The following is a 19,941-nucleotide window of genomic DNA, read 5'->3' as shown; positions in this document are numbered from 1 at the left end:
CATCTGATCCGCGATTGGAGACCCGGATAGCTGCGGATCTGGGCAAAAAGACTAACTTTGTCTCTATCCTTATATAAGCCCACCTGAGATGATGACAGCCACAAAGCGAATCTTGCTCTTGCTCCTCCTGATGACCACCCTGCCTCCCCTATCTGGTGCGACCGACTGGCTGGGGGATAAGTTTTCGCTCTTCATTCACTATGGTCTTTACTCTACCTATGGTGGGGTTTATGATGGAGTGCCGGTTAGGGAGGGCTACTCGGAGCAGATCTTCTCCTTCGGGGTGCACTATATGGATGTCTACGAGGCTTCGGCAAGGGACTTCACGGCGTCGGACTTCGACGCTGACTCAATAGTGGCACTGGCGAAGAGGGCCGGTATGCGGAGTGTCGTGCTGACGGCGAAGCACCACGAGGGGTTCTGCCTCTGGGATACGGCTACGACCGACTTCTCCGCTGCACGTGCGCCCCGCTGCGGACGAGACCTGGTGGGTGAGATGGCGGAGGCGTGTCATAGGGCGGGACTGCGCTTCGGGCTCTATTTCTCCCTCATCGACTGGCACTTCCCGGGCGCGGTGCCTTACTCGTCGCACAATGCCGACTCGGTCACCCCGGCACATCACGAGTACAATAAGCGCCAGGTGCGTGAGCTATTGACCAAGTATGGATCGGTGGACGAGCTCTGGTTTGATATGGGCTCGCTGACGCCCGGTCAGAGCCATGAGCTCTACCGGCTGGTGAAGAGCCTGCAGCCGGACTGTATGGTGAGCGGACGGCTGGGAAATGACTGTGCTGACTTTGCCGTCTTTCCGGACAATGAGACACCTGACTACACTCTAGACATTCCGTGGCAGACGGCAGCAAGCTTTTTCCCCGAGACATGGGGCTATCGCTCCTGGCAGCGGAGGGGCAGTGTGGAGACCAAGGTGCGCGAGAAACTCTCGGATCTCCTCCGGGTCGTCTGTGGAGGGGGGAAGTACCTCCTTAATATAGGTCCCGATGGAGAGGGTGGGGTGGTCCCCTTTGAGCGCAAGGTGCTGGAGCGTATGGGAAGGTGGCTGAGCACCTATGGCGCAGCTATCTACGGGACGGAGGGGCTACCCTGCCATAATCGGCTGATGACTCGACGGGCGGATGGTCGGGAGCTCTACCTCTTTGTCCCCGATCACAGGACGCTGGTCGAGCTGCCGGCGCTCACTGCTTCGCCCCTAACCGCTGCGGCCCTTGATGACAAGGGGGGTGTGGAGCTTACTTCTGTAGACGGGCATCCCGTCGTGCGCTGCGTCCCTCTTGCTGGTGTGCCTTATCGGGCGATACGTCTCTCCTTTGCCGATCCGGTCTCGCTGCAGTCCCGGTCGGAGACTATCTATGCCTACTCTCTGGCGGACTATTACTCCGGGCTGCGGAGCGTGGTTGGCTACAGGGTTGTAGGTAAAGGGTTGAGGGAGATCTCCTTCCCTCGGGAGTACGAAGGCCGGGAGGTGGAGGTGAATGGGCATCTGCTGACGCTCAAGGGGCAGCCGTATGAGTCCAAGTCTCCGACCGTACGCCCCATAGGACCTCTCGCTTGCCGTCTCGTGGGCGGACAGCTGGGACGGATGCCGTCGGATGATAGTGTGGTCCCTCAGCCTGTCGAGGGAGCGATCCTGGGGGACACGCTCCTTGGCTCTCCCGATCAGCATAGGGGGCTTCTCCTTGAGCAGGAGCTGGCTTGCGATCAGTCGGGCGACCTGAGGGTGGACCTCGCCTACAGCGGGGGCTTCCTCCTTTACCTTGATGACAAATATATAGATGGGGGCTTCGTCCGAGAGGGTGAGGAGAGGATCCCACTTCTCCTATCCCTGACACCGGGTCGGCACAGGCTGCGGCTCAAGCTCTACAATGGCTTTGGTCCTCGTCCCTACGCCCTCCTTACGCCCATCGACAAGTACGAGATGCAGAGGATGACTCTTCCCGTCACCGATGAGGTGACGATCACCCGCCCCCATCGCTTCCCTATCGCTTCTCCGGCTCACCTCTCCGCCCTCCGCCTCCGATAGAGGGCCATCGTGTAGCTCGTTTTTGTGGAAATGGGTGAATACCTGTACCTTTGTGATGAGTGGGGGAGGCAGGTATTTGGATTCGTACACCATATATATATGAGTAGACAGACAGATAAGATCAGGGCGCTCATCGAGCGAAGGGAGCAGATGCTCCTCGGAGGTGGAGAGGATGCGGTAGAGAAGCAGCACAGCCGCCACAAGCTTACAGCCCGAGAGCGGATCGAGAGACTCTTGGATCCCGGCACGTTTGAGGAGCTGGGGACTTACGTTCGTCACCACAATGCCAATTTCGGGGCTGACAAGAAGGTCTACGATGGGGACTCGGTCGTCACCGGTAGTGGTCTCGTGGATGGTCGTCTGGTCTACGTCTATGCGCAGGACTTCACCGCCTTTGCCGGCACCTGCGGCTATATGCATGCTCGCAAGATCTGTGAGGTGCAGCAGCTGGCGATGAAGGTGGGGGCGCCGATCATCGGCATCAACGACTCCGGCGGAGCGCGCATCCAGGAGGGCGTCAACTCGCTTGCCGGCTATGGTGAGCTCTTTGAGAATAACATCCTCGCCTCGGGCGTGGTACCACAGATCTCCGGGATCTTCGGTCCCTGCGCCGGTGGGGCGGTCTACTCCCCGGCACTGACCGACTTCAATATCATGGTCTCCGGCACGAGCTATATGTTCCTCACTGGTCCTAAGGTGGTGAAGACGGTTACCAATGAGGAGGTGACCGCTGAGGAGCTCGGTGGAGCGTCCGTCCATACCCGCAAGAGCGGTGTGGCGCACTTCGCTGTCGAGAGCGACGAGGAGGGGCTGGAGCTGATGCGTCACCTGCTGAGCTTCCTTCCGTCCAACAATATGGAGGAGGCGCCTCGCGTCGCATCGTCCGATCCTGTAGACCGCGATCTGTCGGTGCTGAATGAGTTGATCCCCGATAACCCCAATACGGCGTACGATATGTACGAGGTGATCGGTCAGGTCGTCGATGGAGGTGAGTTCCTCGAGGTGCAGCGTGACTTTGCCCGCAGCATCATCATCGGCTTTGCCCGCATCGATGGGCGGAGTGTCGGTATTGTCGCCAATCAGCCCGCTGCCGCTGCGGGGGTGCTGGATGTCAATTCGTCCCGCAAGGGCGCCCGCTTCGTCCGCTTCTGTGATGCTTTCAATATCCCAATCGTCAGCCTCGTCGATGTCCCCGGATTTCTCCCCGGCACCGGTCAGGAGTACAATGCCGTGATCACCAATGGCGCCAAACTCCTCTATGCCTATGGAGAAGCGACAGTCCCCAAGATCACCGTCATCACCCGCAAGGCGTACGGTGGTGCCTACATCGTGATGGGGTCAAAGCACCTCCGTGCCGACATCAATCTCGCCTGGCCCTCCGCCGAGATCGCTGTCATGGGTCCCGATGGAGCAGTGGAGATCCTCTATGGTAAGGCTCTCCGTGATGCTGAGGATCCGGCTGCGCTCAAGGAGGAGCATATCCGGGAGTACAGGGAGAAATTTGCCAACCCCTACTACGCTGCCTCATACGGATTTATCGACGATGTGATCGTCCCCGATGAGACCCGTAAGCGCATTGCCCGAGCACTCCGAGACCTCCGCAATAAGCGCCAGGAGCTGCCGGCAAAGAAGCACGACAATATCCCCCTCTGATATGGACAATCAGTACTTTGACCCCTCCATCGAGGCTCTGCTCTCTCTCGGTCGTGCGATCGATGAGGCGCGGGGCGAGGTGGTGACGGCGATCGCTCTCGCACTGAACGACTATGGACGAAGCGTGGAGACCTCTGCGCTCTGCGATGAGGAGCGTGGCGAGCGGCGGTCGGGCTGGTCCGACAAGTCGCTCACGATGCGTCGCCGCCCTTGGTAAGGACATACTACCACACAAGAGACCTATGAAGCAATACCGATACACCATCAATGGTCACCCATACGAGGTGACGATCCACTCTGCCGACGAGGAGATGGCGGAGGTGGAGGTGAATGGACACCGCTACAGCGTCCGCCTGAGTGACGAGACCGCCTCAGAGCCTGCTCGGCGGACCCCTAAGCCCCAGCCCGAACCGGCTGTGAGTAAAGCGCCTGTCCCCGAGGCTCCCAAGGAGGCGCCCACTGCTCCCCTCCCGCAGAGTCAGCCTAAGCGTGACGCCGGCGGTCGTGAGGTGATCGCTCCCCTCCCCGGCCTGATCCGTGAGGTGCTGGTGTCTGAGGGAGACCAAGTGAAAAAGGGTCAGAAGATCATGGTCCTCGAGGCGATGAAGATGGAGAATGAGATCAATGCCGATAGCGATGGCACGATCACCTCTCTCTTGGTCTCCAAGGGTGACTCCGTCCAGGGGGGCGATCCGCTCGCCACGATAGGGTAAGGGGTACCCTCTTCAGCGTATGATAGACCTCCTCGTGCCTCCCAGCGATCGCATCTGGGGGTGGTCCCGTTTCTCGAAAAAGAGAAATAGCCCAAAGTCACTTCCGTAAAATGAGGGCTTTTTCGCTGAGAATCTTTACCTTTGTGCGATATCGTGGAGGGACAGCTGAGATTTTAGATAACCGAGCTTGCAATGCGTAGGCTCGAAAAGATGTAAAAGTATGAATGTAATCACAAAGACCATCACTCTGCCCGATGGTCGTGAGATCACGATCGAGACAGGCAAGCTTGCCAAGCAGGCTGATGGCTCCGTGGTTGTGCGCATGGGCAAGACCATGCTCCTGGCGACGGTGGTCGCTGCCGAGGAGGCACGTCCGGGCGTAGACTTTATGCCCCTCCAGGTGGAGTATAAGGAGAAGTTCTCCGCCGATGGCCGCTTCCCCGGGGGCTTTACCCGCCGTGAGGGCCGTATGTCGGACCATGAGATCCTGATTGCACGACTGATCGACCGCGCTCTGCGTCCCCTCTTCCCCGAGGACTACCACTGCGAGGTCTACGTGCAGATCATCCTCTTCAGCGGTGATCCCAATGAGCTCCCCGACCAGCTGGCCGGGCTGGCAGCCTCTGCCGCCATGGCGGTCAGCACCGTCCCCTTCGACGAGGTGCTCTCTGAGGTGCGGGTGATCCGTCTCGATGGTGAGTGGGTGATCAATCCTACACTCGACCAGCTCAATCGTGCCGATATCGACCTGATGGTCGGTGCGACGGAGAAGAATATCATGATGGTCGAGGGTGAGATGAAGGAGGTCCCCGAGAGCGATATGATCGAGGCGATCAAGCAGGCTCACGAGGCGATCAAGGTACAGTGCCGTGTGCAGAACGAGCTGGCCCGCGAGGTGGGCTCCGACGTCAAGCGCACCTACGAGGGCGATGCACAGGATCCCGAGCTCGACAAGAAGATCTACGACAGTTGCTACGACAAGCTCTTCGAGATCGCCATGTCAGCCGATAATGACAAGCACTCCCGCTCTCGCCGCTTCACTGAGGTGGGCAAGGAGTTTAAGGCTCAGTACAGCGAGGAGGAGCTGGCGGAGCTCGAGCCACTGATCAATCGCTACTTCGATAAGTACGTCAAGCTGGCGGTACGTACCGCTGTGCTCGACCATCACCAGCGTCTCGATGGTCGCGGTCTCGAGGATGTACGTCCGATATGGACGGAGGTGGACTGCCTCCCCGCCCCTCACGGATCAGCTATCTTCACCCGCGGAGAGACCCAGGCACTTGCCACGGTCACTCTCGGTACCAAGGACGATGAGAAGCTGGTCGATGATGCCCTCTTCCAGGGTAAGGAACGCTTCCTCCTCCACTACAATTTCCCGCCCTTCAGCACCGGAGAGGCATCTCGCCCCAAGGGCGTCAGCCGCCGAGAGATCGGTCACGGCAACCTCGCCATGCGTGCCCTCCACGGCATGATCCCCGAGGACTACCCCTACACCATCCGCGTGATGAGCGACATCCTGGAGAGCAACGGATCCTCCTCCATGGCTACGGTCTGCGCCGGTACGCTGGCGCTGGAGGATGCCGGTGTGCCGATGATCCGTCCCGTCTCTGGCGTTGCAATGGGTATGATGAGCGAGGGAGACAAGAAGGCGGTCCTCACCGACATCCTCGGTGATGAGGACCACATGGGAGATATGGACTTCAAGGTGACCGGTACCCGTGAGGGCATCACCGCCACTCAGATGGATATCAAGATCGACGGGCTGAGCTACGAGGTGCTGGCACAGGCCCTCGAGCAGGCACGTCGTGCCCGCTTCCATATCCTCGACATCATCGAGAGCACCATCCCCGGACCTCGTCCTGAGCTGAAGCCTCAGACGCCCCGCATGGAGCAAATGGAGGTGCCGAAGGAGTTCATCGGCCCGATCATCGGCCCCGGCGGTAAGATCATCCAGGGTATGCAGGAGGAGTCCGGTGCTCAGATCAATATCGAGGAGGACACCGAACGCGGTGTCGGCGTGATCCAGATCGCTGCGTCCAATAAGGAGGCGATCACTCGCGCCCTCGAGATGATCAATCGCATCGTCGTCATCCCCGAGGTGGGTGAGACCTACGAGGGTACCATCAAGAGCGTGATGCCCTATGGTGTCTTCGTCGAGTTTATGCCCGGCAAGGAGGGTCTGCTCCATATCTCTGAGTGGGACTGGAAGTACTTTGGCAACATCGAGGAGACCGGTGCTGCAGAGGGACAGAAGCTGCAGGTGAAGCTGCTGGAGGTGGATCCCAAGACTGGCAAGTTCCGTCTCTCTCGCCGTGCCCTGATCGAGAAGCCTGAGGACTACGAGGAGCAGTCCGAGCGTCCCCGCGAGCGCCGTCGTGGTCGGGAGGAGCGTGATGGAGAGGGTCGCCGTGGCGAGCGTCGCCGCAACCCTCGCCGCGAGGAGCGCAACTCTGATGACGCTGACAGCGAGGAGCAGCGTCCCTCTGATGAGGAGCGTCCGCGCCACCAGGAGCGCCGTCGCAATCCCCGCCGTGAGGAGCGCGATGAGGAGCCTCGTCACGAGGAGCGCGAGGAGCGTGATGAGGAGCCCCGCTGTGAGGAGCGTGAGGAGCCGAAGCGTGAGCCAAAGTCCTCTGAGGACAAGCCCGGGAGCCCGGCTGACTTCTTCAAGCAGTTTGGTCAGTTCTGATCAGTAACCCCTACTTAATATGCAGCGAGCCGAGTGCGATCCTTTCGTCCTCGGCTCGCTTTTTTGCGCCCTCATAAAGCACTTTATACCCCCTCTCACTAATACCGATATTAGAGAAGTCTAATATCGGTATTAGTGAAGTCTATTACCGGTATTAGATTTCTCTTTTATCCCTAAAGGATTTCTGCCCTACAAGCTACGCTTCAGACTAACGAGCAAAGGTGGGAATAGCTGTGGAGATTTCACCAACCATTTTGACCTTTACGCCTATATTACGTAGCTTTGAAGATAGGATTATCGTTAAACCCTTAATCACCAAACTATCACCATAAAAAACTTATCGTGCTGGGAGTCGTCACCCTTGCCTCGAGGTCTGTTAGACGCTACTACACGGCACTTTTTCCATAATAATCTTATGCGTATCAAGTTCTTTGTTTTAGAGCTCTGTATCATAGGTGCTACCGTCTGGGCCACCCTTGTTCTTTCAAGGGTTGAGTCCTTGATGGCTCTTAAGGAGTCGATATTCCGGTTTGTTATACCGGTCATTGTCCTTGAGTCTCTGTTTGTACAGCTGATGACACTCGTGCCCGAAGAGAGATGTCAGTCTGGAGTTGTTTCCCCATGGGTCAAGGCTCTCGACATTGCCTTTTGGGGTGCACTCTTAGTAGTTTCCATAGCCCTCCTCCTGATAGATATGGGGGAGCCTTTTACGATACTGCGAAAAGATATTGGACTGTTACTCTTAGTAATCATAGTGGGAACAAGTCGCTATCTCTATTACCACAAGCTCGCTAAGGCGATAAAGCAGTCCAAGTCCGCAAAGGATTGACATCAGCAGCACTGCCCTATTATGTCTATATCGGTTTCAGAGGGAGCACCCTTTGGAACCGATTTTTTCACGAACGAGGTCAAGCAGGGGTGACGCATTTGAGCCTTACAGCTAAACAAAATGCCCCTCTTTGAGCGTTTCTCCGCCTGTTACGCTATCTTATTGGGCGATCCGGCTGGATCGGACAAACCGCAGTGCACCCCGGAGGGGTGCCTTCTTCATAGCCCGGGTGTCGAGGCACGCAGTGCCGAAGACCCCGGGTTACCTGAGATCCGCCTTGTATATATACGACCCCGATAGGGTGTCGCTCCCTCTCACGATCACTATTACGAGCGACCCCTGGCGGGGTCGAGGAATTGAGGGCTATGATTTCCCGGGGTCGTCGGGGCTACGCCCCTCCGACACCCGGGCTATGAAAAATGCACCCCTGCCGGGGTGCATCACCGTCACCCCTACCCCCTCCGACTAATACCGATATTAGAGAAATCTAATATCGGTATTAGTGAAGTCTATTATCGGTATTAGATTTCCCTTTTATCCCTAAAGGATTTCTGCCCTACTTGTCCCCCCAAGTGACAGCATGGACTGCCACGACTGACTTTTATTTCTACGAAAAGACATAATGGACTGACAGATAGGGTGGGGCTTCGTTTTTGTACTTATGGTCTCAGAATAAAACGAAAAGAATAAAGTGAATATGAATTGGGATAAGTACACAATCAAGTCGCAGGAGATGATCCGGCAGGCTATGGAGGAGGCGCGCAAGCGTGGCCACCAGGCGATCGAGCCGGAGCACCTCCTTGCAGCCCTCACCGCAGAGGGGGATCAGGTGGCAGAGTACCTGATTCCCAAGTGTGGGGGCAACCTCGACACGCTTAGGTCGAGGATCGAGGAGGACCTCAGTGCCCTCCCTAAGGTGCAGGGCGGGGAGCCCTACCTCAGTAGGGATCTCGCCTCAGTGCTCGATGCAGCGGAGCGTATCGCTGCCGAGATGAGCGATCAGTATATCGCAGTGGAGCACCTCTTCCTGGCGCTCCTCAAGACCGATACCACCGCCGGTCGCCGACTCAAGGATCAGGGCATCACCTATCAGACGATGCTCGAGGCGGTGCAGTCGCTTCGCAAGGGGGCTAAGGCGGACTCCCCCTCCTCGGAGGAGACCTACAACGCACTCAATAAGTATGCGACCAATCTCGTGGCAGCGGCTCGCGAGGGCAAGCTCGACCCGGTAATCGGTCGGGATGATGAGATACGGCGCGTGCTGGAGATACTCAGTCGCCGGACGAAGAATAACCCGATCCTGATCGGTGAGCCTGGCGTCGGCAAGACCGCCATCGCCGAGGGCCTTGCCCGCCGTATCGTGCGGGGCGATGTGCCGGAGAACCTTCGGGACAAGCAGCTTTACTCCCTCGACATGGGGGCGCTGATTGCCGGAGCGAAGTATAAGGGCGAGTTTGAGGAGCGACTCAAGAGCGTCATCAACGAAGTGAAGGGCTCTGATGGTCAGGTGATCCTCTTCATCGACGAGATCCACACCCTCGTCGGTGCAGGCAAGAGCGAGGGCGCCATGGATGCCGCCAATCTCCTCAAGCCGGCTCTCTCCCGGGGCGAGCTCCGGGTCATCGGTGCCACCACACTCGGTGAGTATCAGAAGTACTTCGAGACCGACCGGGCGCTTGAGCGGCGCTTCCAGATCGTGATGGTGGATGAGCCGAGCGAGGAGGATGCGATCAGTATCCTCCGCGGACTGAAGGAGCGGTACGAGACGCACCACCATGTGCGCATCCTCGACGAGGCAATCGTCGCCGCCGTCCGTCTCTCTCGGCGCTACATCAGCGACCGCTTCCTCCCCGATAAGGCGATCGACCTGATGGATGAGGCGGCAGCCCGTCTCCGCATGCAGATCGACTCCATGCCGGAGGAGCTGGACGAGGTGGAACGGAGGATCAAGCAGCTCCAGATCGAGCGTGTCGCCATCAAGCGTGACGGCTATGAGGATAAGGTCCGTGCGATCGATGAGGAGCTGGCCAATCTCTCCGAGCGACAGACTGCGCTCAAGAGCCAGTGGCAGCGAGAGAAGGATCAGATCGACCTGATCCAGAAGGCGAAGACCGAGCAGGAGCAGCTTAAGCTCCTTGCCGAGCGCGCCGAGCGCGAGGGCGACTACGCCAAGGTGGCGGAGATCCGGTACGGCAAGCTCCAGCAGCTGCAGGAGAGCATCGATGAGGCGGAGAAGAAGCTCCACGAGGCTCAGAGTGGCAAGGCGATGATCAAGGAGGTGGTCGATGAGGAGGATATCGCAGAGGTGGTATCCCGCTGGACCCACATCCCGGTCACCAAGATGATGGAGAGCGAGCGGGAGAAGCTCCTTCACCTCGAGGAGGAGCTCCACAAGCGGGTCATCGGTCAGGACGAGGCGATCACCGCAATTGCCAATGCGGTCCGCCGCAGTCGTGCCGGCCTGCAGGACAGCAAGCGCCCGATCGGCTCATTCCTCTTCCTCGGCACCACCGGTGTCGGCAAGACGGAGGTGGCGAAGGCGCTGGCGGAGATCCTCTTTGACGATGAGGATATGATGACGCGCATTGATATGAGCGAGTATCAGGAGAAGTTCTCCGCCTCCCGCCTCGTCGGTGCCCCTCCGGGATACGTCGGCTACGAGGAGGGTGGACAGCTCACTGAGGCGGTCCGGCGGAAGCCCTACTCGGTGATCCTCTTCGATGAGATCGAGAAGGCGCACCCCGATGTCTTCAATGTCCTACTCCAGGTGCTGGACGATGGTCGCCTGACGGACAATAAGGGGCGAACGGCGGACTTCAAGAATACGATCATCATCATGACCTCCAATATGGGTAGTGACCTGATCCGGAAGAGCCTCGAGAGCATGACGAAGGCAAATGCCGATGAGGTCGTCGGCAAGGTAAGGGCTGAGGTGATGGATATGCTCAAGGAGCGGATCCGCCCTGAGTTCCTCAATCGTATTGATGAGATCACGGTCTTCCGTCCCCTCACAGAGGAGCAGATCGCGGAGGTGGTACGCCTGCAGCTCGACCGGGTGGTCAAGACCCTTGCCTCCAATGGCATCACGCTGACCTACACCGATGCTGCCGTGCAGCAGATAGCCCACGAGGGGTACGACCCGCAGTTCGGTGCACGCCCCGTGAAGCGGGTGATCCAGAGCAGGGTGCTCAATACCCTCTCCACGGACATCATCAGCGGCACCCTCCGGCGCGACAGCGTGATCGAGCTGGATGCCGAGCATGGCGACTTCGCCTTCCACAATAAGTAATACCGTTTCCTAACAAAAGACCTTTGCAAAATGGTCTTTCGCCGAAAAAGCACCGCTTTTTCGGCAGGGACTTTGCAGAATGCCCCAGATGCAAGGAACTGAGAGTGAGGGCGAAGGGAGTGTGCTAACGCACATGACCAAGCCCGAATCTCGAAAGTGACGCCGCAGATGGGGTATTATGCAAAGGTCTCAACAAGAAAGGATCCGAGTCAGCCCCACTGCGGGACCGGCTCGGATCCTTTTTCTTTTTGTTAGTATCTATTTGCGAAGGTCACGCACAAGCGATCGTACCAGCAGGTAGATACAGACAAGCAGGATGACCCCGTAAGAGAGAGAAATTACTATACTCAGAGTCGGTCCCCAGGAGATAACTTTAAGCACATACAGTCCGAGACCGATCAGGATCCAGTCCAGCAGGTGTCCCAGAGCCGCTCTCGTCAATGTGTATTCCCCTTCACTGTGCTCCATATCTCGCATACTATCTCTGACACAAATGTATGCAAAACAGACGAACTCGGGAAAACGGAGTGAGGACCGGCATCTAGGTGGATGCGAGGCCGGGGGTGACGCCTTTGTGCATTGGGGTAATGATATACCAAGGATTGCTCAACCGTGAGGCACCCGCAAGGGTGCTCGCTCCATAGGCATCGGTCATCCGCGAAGCGGTGACCGATGTACAAAGACCCTTCCCTACCCCCTCGACCCCTTGTGGGTCGCCGTACAGAGATCCTCCCCTCCCATAACCCCGCAAGGGTGTCAACCTCAAGCCTGCCCGGGGAGTGCGACACCCTTGCGGGGTCGAGGGTTTACTTGTACCGCCTGGTCCACGGGTCTTCGGGGCTACGCCCCTCGACCGGTGGCTAAGAAGCGGGCATCCGCAAGGGGGTGCTCGGTTCCCTAATCTTTCACGATGAGATGAATGGCTACTGCGTCATCCCTCCTGTGTCTCTTTTTCCTGGAGTTTTTTCGAGGATAATGGCTGCATATGTTGTCGTGAATGATGTATTGTTTCGCGACAGATGTTAAGCGTTATTATGGGGGAATTGACTGAGGATAAGATACTTGAGAAGTCAAAAAGGTGCGGGACCGGCTCGGATCCTTTTTTTTGTCCCGGGTGACCTGCCCCCTCAGCCATAACCCCTGATTTCTGTTGTTGGTGGCTCAGTACGGTATTATTTAGACGTATGCTCTGACGTATGTCTACAGGGATGACGCATTAGGGTAATGATATACCAAGGTGGGCTTATCCGTGAGGCACCCGCAAGGGGGTGCCACTTCGCCCCTGCGAGATCGGCGGGATGGACGTGTCTTCTAGGTGTCCTCTGCGCCGTCCGACTCGTCCGACACGTCCGACCTGTCCGATAATATAGCGCTCCCGGGGTGCCACGCAGTCGGATGATCCTTGTCCTTGGGATTATGCTGGGGCGCAATTAAATAGATGGCATGATGGCAACCACAATGGACGCATCAGTCCTTACTCTTCACGATGAGCTCAAATGCGTTACCCCCTCAAAAGTAAAAATGGGCTGTCAGAGATGTCGCATTTAATGCTTAAATTTGTAAGCTTTAGGAGACAAATAGGAGAGAATAATTAAGTCTATGGATAGAGAGGATAAGGGAGAGGAGAGAGAAGATCACCTGACCGACACGGAGGAGGGGCTGGCGCCGACCGAGGAGGGGGCGCCGCTGGCCGACGAGGTGCGGTATGGGCGGACCCACGACAGCCACGGCAATTACGTGCTGTCGGGGATGTATCGCTCTTGGTTCATCTCCTATGCCTCTTACGTGATCCTGGAGCGGGCGGTGCCCTATATCTCTGACGGGCTCAAGCCGGTCCAGCGACGGATCCTCTACACGATGTCGCAGATGGAGGATCGGCTGATCAAGGTGGCGAATATCGTCGGCCAGACGATGCAGCTACACCCGCACGGTGATGCGAGCATCGGGGACGCCCTCGTGCAGCTGGGCCAGAGACGTCTACTGATCGAGTGTCAGGGCAATTGGGGCAACCTCCTCACCGGTGACGGCGCAGCGGCCCCGCGCTACATTGAGGCACGCCTCACGCCCCTCGCCAAGAGGGTCCTCTTCTCCCCCAAGATCACCGACTACGTCCCCTCCTACGACGGAGCCAACGAGGAGCCGGTCAATCTGCCGGTGAAGTTTCCCCTCCTCCTCGCACAGGGCGCCGAGGGCATCGCCGTCGGACTCTCCTGCAAGATCCTGCCGCACAACGTGGGCGAGTTGCTGCAGGCCTGCGTCAGTTACCTCCGCGGGGAGCCCTACGAGCTCTACCCGGACTTCCCCACCGGCGGTCTGGTCGATGTCGCCAAGTACAGCGACGGAGAGCGAGGTGGTCAGGTGAAGGTGCGGGCGAGGATCGAGAAGGTCGACTCCCACACCCTCGCAATCACTGAGCTGCCTTACTCGACCACGACGGGCTCCCTCATCGACTCGATCCTGAAGGCGAATGAGACGGGGAAGATCAAGATCAAGAAGATCAACGACAAGACCGCCGCTGAGGCCAATATCGAGATCCAGCTGCCCGGCGGTGTTTCGCCCGACAAGACGATCGATGCGCTCTACGCCTTCACCGGTTGCGAGATCTCTCTCTCGCCCAATTGCTGCGTGGTGCGAGACGACCACCCGGAGTTCCTCACCGTGAGTGAGGTGCTTGCGGACGGCTGTGAGCGGACGATGGGCTACATCCGTGCCGAGCTGGGGATCCGGCTGAGTGAGCTGCAGGAGCAGCACCTCTTGGAGTCCCTCGAGCAGCTCTTCATCACCCGACGGATCTACAAGGATAAAGACTTCGAAGAAGCCAAGAGCATCCCCGAGGTGGTGGCACACATACGAGGGCGACTGGAGGATGCGCTGGAGACCTTCTTCCGTCCCGTGACGGATGAGGACCTGAAGCACCTCCTGGAGCTCAAGATGGCGAGGATCCTGAAGTTTAATAAGGAAAAAAGCGACGCCTCTATCGCCCACCTTATGGACGAGATGGCAGATACCGAGCGACGCCTCGGCGATGTCCGCTGTGAGGCGATCAGCTGGTACGAGACGCTGTACGAGGACTTCGGGAGGCAGTACCCGCGACGGACGACGATCCGGAGCTTCGACGACATCGAGGCGGCAAAGGTGGCGGTGAAGAGTGAGAAGCTCTACGTGGACCGCAAGGAGGGCTTCATCGGCACGGGGCTCAAGAAAGCGGAGTACGTCGGCGACGTATCCGACATCGATGACGTGATCGTCTTCCTCCGCAGCGGGGTCTACTTCATCACCAAGGTGAGCGAGAAGAGCTTCGTCGGCAAGGACATCATCCACGTGGCGCGCTGGGTGCGAGGCGACGAGCGGACGATCTACAACGTCGTCTACCGCGACGGCAAGGAGGGTACCGCCTTCATCAAGCGCTTCGCCGTCACCTCTGTGATCCGCGACCGGGAGTACGACCTGACGCGCGGGAAGCCGGAGTCCAAGGTGCTTTACTTCACTGCTAATCCCAATGGTGAGGCGGAGGTGATCAAGACCGTGCTGCGGCCGAGTGCCAAGAAGCGGCGGCGCAAGAGTGGGCTGATCTTTGAGACCGACTTTGCCGACCTGCTGATCAAGGGACGCCAAGCGCGAGGGAATATCCTGACGAAGGAGCCGGTCTTCCGCATCTCGCTCAAGGAGGAGGGCAAGAGCACCCTCGGAGGCAGGGACGTATGGTTTGATCGCGACGTCTTCCGCCTCAATTACGATGAGCGGGGCGATTACTTAGGCGAGTTTATGGGAGACGACAAGCTCCTCGTGGTGCTCGACGACGGCACGGTGTACCTCTCCGACTTCTCCGACAGCAACCACTTCGAGCGAAATATCCTCGTGATCGAGCAGTATGATCCGGAGAAGGTCTGGACCCTTGTCTACCACAATAGCAAGGAGGGCTACACCTACCTGAAGCGCTTCCTCCTCGAGGAGGATAAGCTGCGGAAGAAAGACTCCATCCTCACCAATCCCGACGACACCCTTCTCCTCCTCTCCGATGAGCCTTACGCCCGCGTGGAGGTAGTCTACGAGGAGGGACCGGCGGAGGAGATCGAGGCGGAGGACTTCATCGCCGTCAAGGGGGTGCGAGCTAAGGGCAAGCGCATCAGCACCAGTCATGTTACGGAGGCGCGCGAGCTGGAGCCCCTGAAGCGACCTGAGGATGAGGAGGGAGACGATGATCCGGACGAGGAGGATGCCCCCGACGGCGAGGGAGAGCCCGACGTGGACGACAGAGCCGAGGAGGAGGCGCAGGTGATCGAGGAGGTAACCCGTCAGCAGAGACTGGCATTTAAGGACGAAGAGGATGAGTAAGAGATACCGCAAGGCTGCACTACTGCTGGTCCTGACTCTGAGCCTCTCTCTCCCCGGTGTGGCACAGACCGGAGGATGGAGGCAGAGAGTGAGTGACCGACTTGAGAAGCTCGGCCGACAGACACGAGAGTACATCCACGGTGAGCCGTGGACCTACGATGGGCAGCTCTACACCACGCACCGCGAGATATTGCTCATCGGTGGGCGGGTAGGCGTCATCGATCAGTATGTGAGCCCCTCCGCCCACACGGGAGATGACCTCCGGGTCTCGCTCGGGGTGGATCGCCCCTACTTTGCCGACCGCTGGCACCTCAGGCAAGACCTGGACTTAGGGCTCGGGATGCCGAAAAATAAGGCGAATGGAACCCCGATGTATCTCCCCGGTCTCTACACACAGACAGCCTTTGCCTACACCCTGCTGGAGCGAAGCGGACTGAGGCTGGAGGTTGCGCCCGCCTGGTCACTTACGGTGCAGGGCAATCTCAAGCTCTCCAATAGCAATAACGTGGCGAATGTCAAGGCGACAACCGGCCTCGATGCCTGGTCCCGCCTCAGCTATCGGATCCCGTGGGAGACGCTCCCGATGCGCCTCTCCTACACCCTTTCGCTCCCCCTCCTCCACGTCGCCTACCACCCCGACTACGGGCAGAGCTACTACGAGTATGTCTCGGGGGATAATAGGGCTCCGATCCGTCTCTACCTCACCGCACCGCACAATAGTCGCTCGATCCGTCAGCGACTGCTCATCGAGCTGCCGATCCACAGCACCACCTGGGTCGTCGGGCTTCAGCACATCGGCACCACGGAGCAGATCAATCATACCAAGTACCAGCTTGGCAGCGTCGGCCTTGTCCTGGGGCTCACCCTTGAGACCTCTGCTCTCTCTGGTGGGCGCGCCCTCCGCTCCGCTCACGTCAGTTCATCATACTAAGGCTATGGCACTCAGACTCACACACACTCTACCCGCAGTGGTGGCCCTCCTCCTCGGACTCTCAGCCTGCATTCCCTCGCAGCCGGAGAATGCCGACTACAGAGCCAATTTTGAGGCCCTCTGGACGATCATCGACGAGCGCTACTGCTTCCTCGACGAGAAGGGCATCGACTGGGACTCGATCCACACCGCCTACAGTAAGAAGATCGACCTTATGGAGGAGAAGAAGGTGGCCAATGACCTCGCTTTCTTTCACCTCATGGCGGAGATGCTCAATGAGCTGCACGATGGACATGTCAATCTCATGACCGGCTTTGATGTCAGTGCCAATAGCGACTGGGCGGGCGACCCTACGGAGGGACTTAACATCTATGTGAGGCAGAGACAGATCTCCGGCCGTCTCATGCAGTCGGGAGGCATGCTCTACAATAACTTTGGCATCAAGGGGCAGCCCGACCACCGCATCGGCTACATCCGCTACAATAGCTTCTCCTCGTCCCTCGGCAGTATGGACTTCATCCTGAAGTACTTCGACAATACCGATGGGATCATCCTCGACGTGAGGGGAAATGGGGGCGGTCTCGTCAGCAACGCTTCCGACCTCGCCGGCTACTTCTTTGACGAGCGGACCTTGGTCGGCTATGCGACCCACAAGACCGGACCGGGACGAGACAGCTACTCGACGCCCAAGGAGATCTACGTCACTCCTGCCAAGGGTCGGCGCTGGACCAAGAAGCCCCTCGTGATCCTCCAGGACCGGGGCTGCTACAGCGCGACGAATGACTTCCTCGTCAAGGTCGCCCTCGCCCCCAACGTCTACCGCATCGGTCTCCCCTCCGGTGGAGGCGGCGGTATGCCCGCCACCTCGGAGCTGCCCAATGGCTGGCGCGTGCGCTACTCCGCCGTCAAGAGCCTCGACATACACAAGCGGTCGATCGAGGGTGGCATCGCACCCGACAAGGAGGTGGCCAATGAGACCTTTGATAAGAACCCCAAGGCGCCCGACCTGATCCTCAGCGAGGGGATCCTCTACCTACTTAAGTGCGCCAAGGATAGTAAAGAAAGCACAGAATGAGCAATCAAGATAAGAATCCACTAGAGCTGGAGGAGCGGATCATCGCCGCCCTCCGCACCGTCTACGACCCCGAGATCCCGGTCAATGTGTACGACCTGGGACTGATCTACGATGTCGATGTGGATCACGATACCGGCGTCGTCAATATCACCATGACGCTCACGTCGCCCAATTGCCCCGTCAGCGACTTCCTCTGCGAGGATCTCGAGATGAAGGTCAAGGCTGTAAAGGGGATCACAGAGGTCCATATCGAGATCACCTTTGAGCCCCAGTGGGACCAGTCTATGCTGAGCGATGAGGCTAAGCTGGAGCTGGGGATGATGTAGTCCTTCCTCTACCATGACTGCCCGCACCAAGACCTTCTTCGCCTCCGACCTCCACCTCGGATCGCCCTACCACGACGATCCTCGAGAGGCGGAGCGACTCTTTGTCCGGTGGCTCCACAGTATAGAGCCTGAAGCGAAGCGACTCATACTGGTGGGCGACATATTTGACTACTGGTACGAGTACCGGCAGGTGGTGCCGCGGGGATTTACCCGCACGATAGGGCTGCTGGGCGAGATGGCGGACGAGGGCGTGGAGATCCACTTCTTCACCGGCAATCACGACATCTGGATCTCCGACTACCTCCCCACGGAGATCGGCTGCACACTGCACCGAGAGGCGACATCGATGGAGCTGGAGGGACACCGCTTTTTCATCGCTCACGGCGACGAGTATGCACCGAGCAAGGCTTACGCCGTCACGCGGGCGATCTTCCACTCGAGGGTGTGCCAGTTCTTCTATGGCCTCCTGCCCGCATGGCTGACGATCCCACTTGCCCAAGGGTGGGCGCGGAGGAGTCGCGAGCGAGGTCTCAGGAAGAGCCGGCAGCTCCCACAGCCGGAGATCGGGGAGGAGTATCTCGTGCGCTATGCTGAGGCGGATGCGCGCGAGAGGGGCGGGGAGGCACCCGAGTACTACCTCTTCGGTCACCGCCACCGTATGGCGGATCATCCCGTGGGCGATCACAGCCGCGTGATCCTCCTCGGGGACTGGATCAAGTACCATAGCTATGCCGTCTGGGACGGCGAGACACTCACACTTAAGCGCTACCAAGTATGACCAATCGGCGACACTACACAGACCACTCGAGGATGGCTGACCTGCTGAGCGAGCACTACAACATCTTCTCCCTCATCTCTCGTCTCGGGATCCCCCTCGGGATGGGCGACCACACGATACGCGAGGTGTGCGAGGCCAATCACGTGGATACCGACACCTTCATGTACCTCGTCCACTTCGACCTCTACCCCGATCTGCGGGAGACACTCACGCCGGATCCTGAGACGATCGATGTGGCGCAGATCATCTCCTTCCTCCGCACTAGCCATCGCTATTTCTTAGAGGTTCGGCTGCCCGACATCGGCGAGGCGCTCGAGGTGGCACTCGAGGGTGCTCCGCACGACATACGGGTGGTGGTGCAGCGCTACTTTGCCGACTACTGCAAGGAGGTGCGCAATCATATGCACTACGAGGACGAGGTGGTCTTCCCCTACGCTGAGGGACTGCTCCGGGGAGGGGAGGGAAAGCGAGACTACAGCATCATCAACTTTGAGAAGCACCACGATCAGGTGGAGCTGAAGATGCATGAGCTGAAGAGCCTCTTCCTGAAGTACTACACCTGGGAGGCCAATCTCAAGCTCTACAACGTCCTCCACGACCTCTACGCCTGTGGTGAGGAGCTGCTCAACCACAATGATATAGAAAATCAGATCTTCATCCCCTGCATCAAGGCTCTTGAGGTGAGCCCTTCACGATGAAAGCCAACCTACTCATAGCGCTCTCCGACAGCCGCACACAGGAGGCTCTCGCGACCCTCATCGGTCGGGAGAAGGGGGCCGAGGTGACAGTACATACCCTGAGGGACCCCTTTACCCTCGTCCGGACCATACGGAGCCTCCGCCCGGACATCCTCATCGTCTCCTGCAATGTCTGTAGCCCACCACTCATCGAGACGCTCCGGACCATGGCTGACCTGCCCGAGACGCGCTTCATCCTATACTGCGACACGATCACCGATGAGCTGCTGGCAGAGCGGTGCGAGGGACATCTATCCGCCGAGGAGAGCGATAAGGAAGTGATCGACCTGATCTCCGCTCTCCTCACGGCCGAGGAGGGTGAGAGAGAGGTGGTGGGGGAGCTCACCCCGCGCGAGCGAGACATCGTCATCGGCGTCGTCAAGGGGATGACGAATAAGGAGATCGCCGACAAGCTCTTCATCTCCATCAATACCGTCACCACGCATCGGCGCAATATCGTCAAGAAGCTCGACATCCACTCCGCCTCCGGCCTCACCGTCTATGCGATTATGAATAAGCTGGTGAGCCTCGAGGAGATCAAGATCTGA

14 protein-coding genes are annotated in these 19,941 nt (G+C 58.6%); all 14 read left to right on the top strand.

All coding sequences use genetic code 11. The features are described from left to right. Positions 1-88: 88 nt before the first annotated feature. The 14 genes from AC1EKE_RS05865 (at position 89) to AC1EKE_RS05800 (ending at position 19,941) form a co-directional block, all read left to right on the top strand. A complete protein-coding gene (locus tag AC1EKE_RS05865; protein WP_480308650.1) occupies positions 89-2,038 on the top strand; it encodes an alpha-L-fucosidase in 1,950 nt (649 codons plus the stop codon). A gap of 99 nt (positions 2,039-2,137) precedes the next feature. Further along, complete coding sequence (locus AC1EKE_RS05860; RefSeq protein WP_296159284.1) at positions 2,138-3,691, top strand: acyl-CoA carboxylase subunit beta; 1,554 nt, start codon at positions 2,138-2,140, stop codon at positions 3,689-3,691. Position 3,692: 1 nt separating this feature from the next. Beyond that, on the top strand, positions 3,693-3,908 hold the full coding sequence (locus AC1EKE_RS05855) for a hypothetical protein (RefSeq protein ID WP_296159275.1): 216 nt from the start codon (positions 3,693-3,695) through the stop codon (positions 3,906-3,908). A 25-nt stretch (positions 3,909-3,933) separates the two neighbouring features. Continuing rightward, positions 3,934-4,404, top strand: a complete 471-nt coding sequence (locus tag AC1EKE_RS05850; RefSeq protein ID WP_480308649.1) for an acetyl-CoA carboxylase biotin carboxyl carrier protein — start codon at positions 3,934-3,936, stop codon at positions 4,402-4,404. Between the two features lie 220 nt (positions 4,405-4,624). Next, complete coding sequence (locus AC1EKE_RS05845) at positions 4,625-7,093, top strand: polyribonucleotide nucleotidyltransferase (protein WP_480308648.1); 2,469 nt, start codon at positions 4,625-4,627, stop codon at positions 7,091-7,093. A 415-nt stretch (positions 7,094-7,508) separates the two neighbouring features. Next, a complete protein-coding gene (locus AC1EKE_RS05840) occupies positions 7,509-7,922 on the top strand; it encodes a hypothetical protein (protein ID WP_480308647.1) in 414 nt (137 codons plus the stop codon). 697 nt (positions 7,923-8,619) lie between these two features. After that, positions 8,620-11,211, top strand: a complete 2,592-nt coding sequence (clpB, locus tag AC1EKE_RS05835; RefSeq protein WP_480308646.1) for an ATP-dependent chaperone ClpB — start codon at positions 8,620-8,622, stop codon at positions 11,209-11,211. Positions 11,212-12,810: 1,599 nt separating this feature from the next. Then, positions 12,811-15,546, top strand: a complete 2,736-nt coding sequence (locus tag AC1EKE_RS05830; RefSeq protein ID WP_480308645.1) for a DNA gyrase/topoisomerase IV subunit A — start codon at positions 12,811-12,813, stop codon at positions 15,544-15,546. Further along, positions 15,539-16,477 carry a hypothetical protein gene (locus tag AC1EKE_RS05825; protein ID WP_480308644.1) on the top strand — a complete coding sequence of 313 codons (939 nt, stop codon included), beginning with the start codon at positions 15,539-15,541 and terminating at the stop codon, positions 16,475-16,477. Before AC1EKE_RS05830 ends, AC1EKE_RS05825 begins: the two co-directional genes overlap by 8 nt. Positions 16,478-16,481: 4 nt before the next feature. Then, positions 16,482-17,552, top strand: coding sequence for a S41 family peptidase (locus AC1EKE_RS05820; RefSeq protein WP_480308643.1), 1,071 nt, complete (start codon positions 16,482-16,484; stop codon positions 17,550-17,552). Next, a complete protein-coding gene (locus tag AC1EKE_RS05815) occupies positions 17,549-17,878 on the top strand; it encodes an iron-sulfur cluster assembly protein (RefSeq protein WP_297129492.1) in 330 nt (109 codons plus the stop codon). The genes AC1EKE_RS05820 and AC1EKE_RS05815 overlap by 4 nt, the downstream gene beginning before the upstream one ends. Before the next feature lie 13 nt (positions 17,879-17,891). Beyond that, positions 17,892-18,656: a UDP-2,3-diacylglucosamine diphosphatase gene (locus tag AC1EKE_RS05810; protein WP_480308642.1), complete on the top strand. Its 765-nt coding sequence runs from the start codon at positions 17,892-17,894 to the stop codon at positions 18,654-18,656. Continuing rightward, positions 18,653-19,354 (top strand): hemerythrin domain-containing protein, encoded by a 702-nt coding sequence (locus tag AC1EKE_RS05805; RefSeq protein ID WP_296161209.1) that lies wholly within the window; start codon positions 18,653-18,655, stop codon positions 19,352-19,354. The genes AC1EKE_RS05810 and AC1EKE_RS05805 overlap by 4 nt, the downstream gene beginning before the upstream one ends. Then, positions 19,351-19,941, top strand: a complete 591-nt coding sequence (locus AC1EKE_RS05800; RefSeq protein ID WP_480308641.1) for a helix-turn-helix transcriptional regulator — start codon at positions 19,351-19,353, stop codon at positions 19,939-19,941. The genes AC1EKE_RS05805 and AC1EKE_RS05800 overlap by 4 nt, the downstream gene beginning before the upstream one ends.

Source organism: Porphyromonas sp. C0041D3, assembly GCF_056590575.1.
This window is presented reverse-complemented; position numbering and strand designations above follow the sequence as displayed.

Excerpts from the sequence above, each read along its gene's own strand:
- AC1EKE_RS05865 (WP_480308650.1), top strand. The coding sequence starts at position 89 with ATGATGACAGCCACAAAGCGAATCTTGCTCTTGCTCCTCCTGATGACC.
- AC1EKE_RS05860 (WP_296159284.1), top strand. The coding sequence starts at position 2,138 with ATGAGTAGACAGACAGATAAGATCAGGGCGCTCATCGAGCGAAGGGAG.
- AC1EKE_RS05855 (WP_296159275.1), top strand. The coding sequence starts at position 3,693 with ATGGACAATCAGTACTTTGACCCCTCCATCGAGGCTCTGCTCTCTCTC.
- AC1EKE_RS05850 (WP_480308649.1), top strand. The coding sequence starts at position 3,934 with ATGAAGCAATACCGATACACCATCAATGGTCACCCATACGAGGTGACG.
- AC1EKE_RS05845 (WP_480308648.1), top strand. The coding sequence starts at position 4,625 with ATGAATGTAATCACAAAGACCATCACTCTGCCCGATGGTCGTGAGATC.
- AC1EKE_RS05840 (WP_480308647.1), top strand. The coding sequence starts at position 7,509 with ATGCGTATCAAGTTCTTTGTTTTAGAGCTCTGTATCATAGGTGCTACC.
- clpB (WP_480308646.1), top strand. The coding sequence starts at position 8,620 with ATGAATTGGGATAAGTACACAATCAAGTCGCAGGAGATGATCCGGCAG.
- AC1EKE_RS05830 (WP_480308645.1), top strand. The coding sequence starts at position 12,811 with ATGGATAGAGAGGATAAGGGAGAGGAGAGAGAAGATCACCTGACCGAC.
- AC1EKE_RS05825 (WP_480308644.1), top strand. The coding sequence starts at position 15,539 with ATGAGTAAGAGATACCGCAAGGCTGCACTACTGCTGGTCCTGACTCTG.
- AC1EKE_RS05820 (WP_480308643.1), top strand. The coding sequence starts at position 16,482 with ATGGCACTCAGACTCACACACACTCTACCCGCAGTGGTGGCCCTCCTC.
- AC1EKE_RS05815 (WP_297129492.1), top strand. The coding sequence starts at position 17,549 with ATGAGCAATCAAGATAAGAATCCACTAGAGCTGGAGGAGCGGATCATC.
- AC1EKE_RS05810 (WP_480308642.1), top strand. The coding sequence starts at position 17,892 with ATGACTGCCCGCACCAAGACCTTCTTCGCCTCCGACCTCCACCTCGGA.
- AC1EKE_RS05805 (WP_296161209.1), top strand. The coding sequence starts at position 18,653 with ATGACCAATCGGCGACACTACACAGACCACTCGAGGATGGCTGACCTG.
- AC1EKE_RS05800 (WP_480308641.1), top strand. The coding sequence starts at position 19,351 with ATGAAAGCCAACCTACTCATAGCGCTCTCCGACAGCCGCACACAGGAG.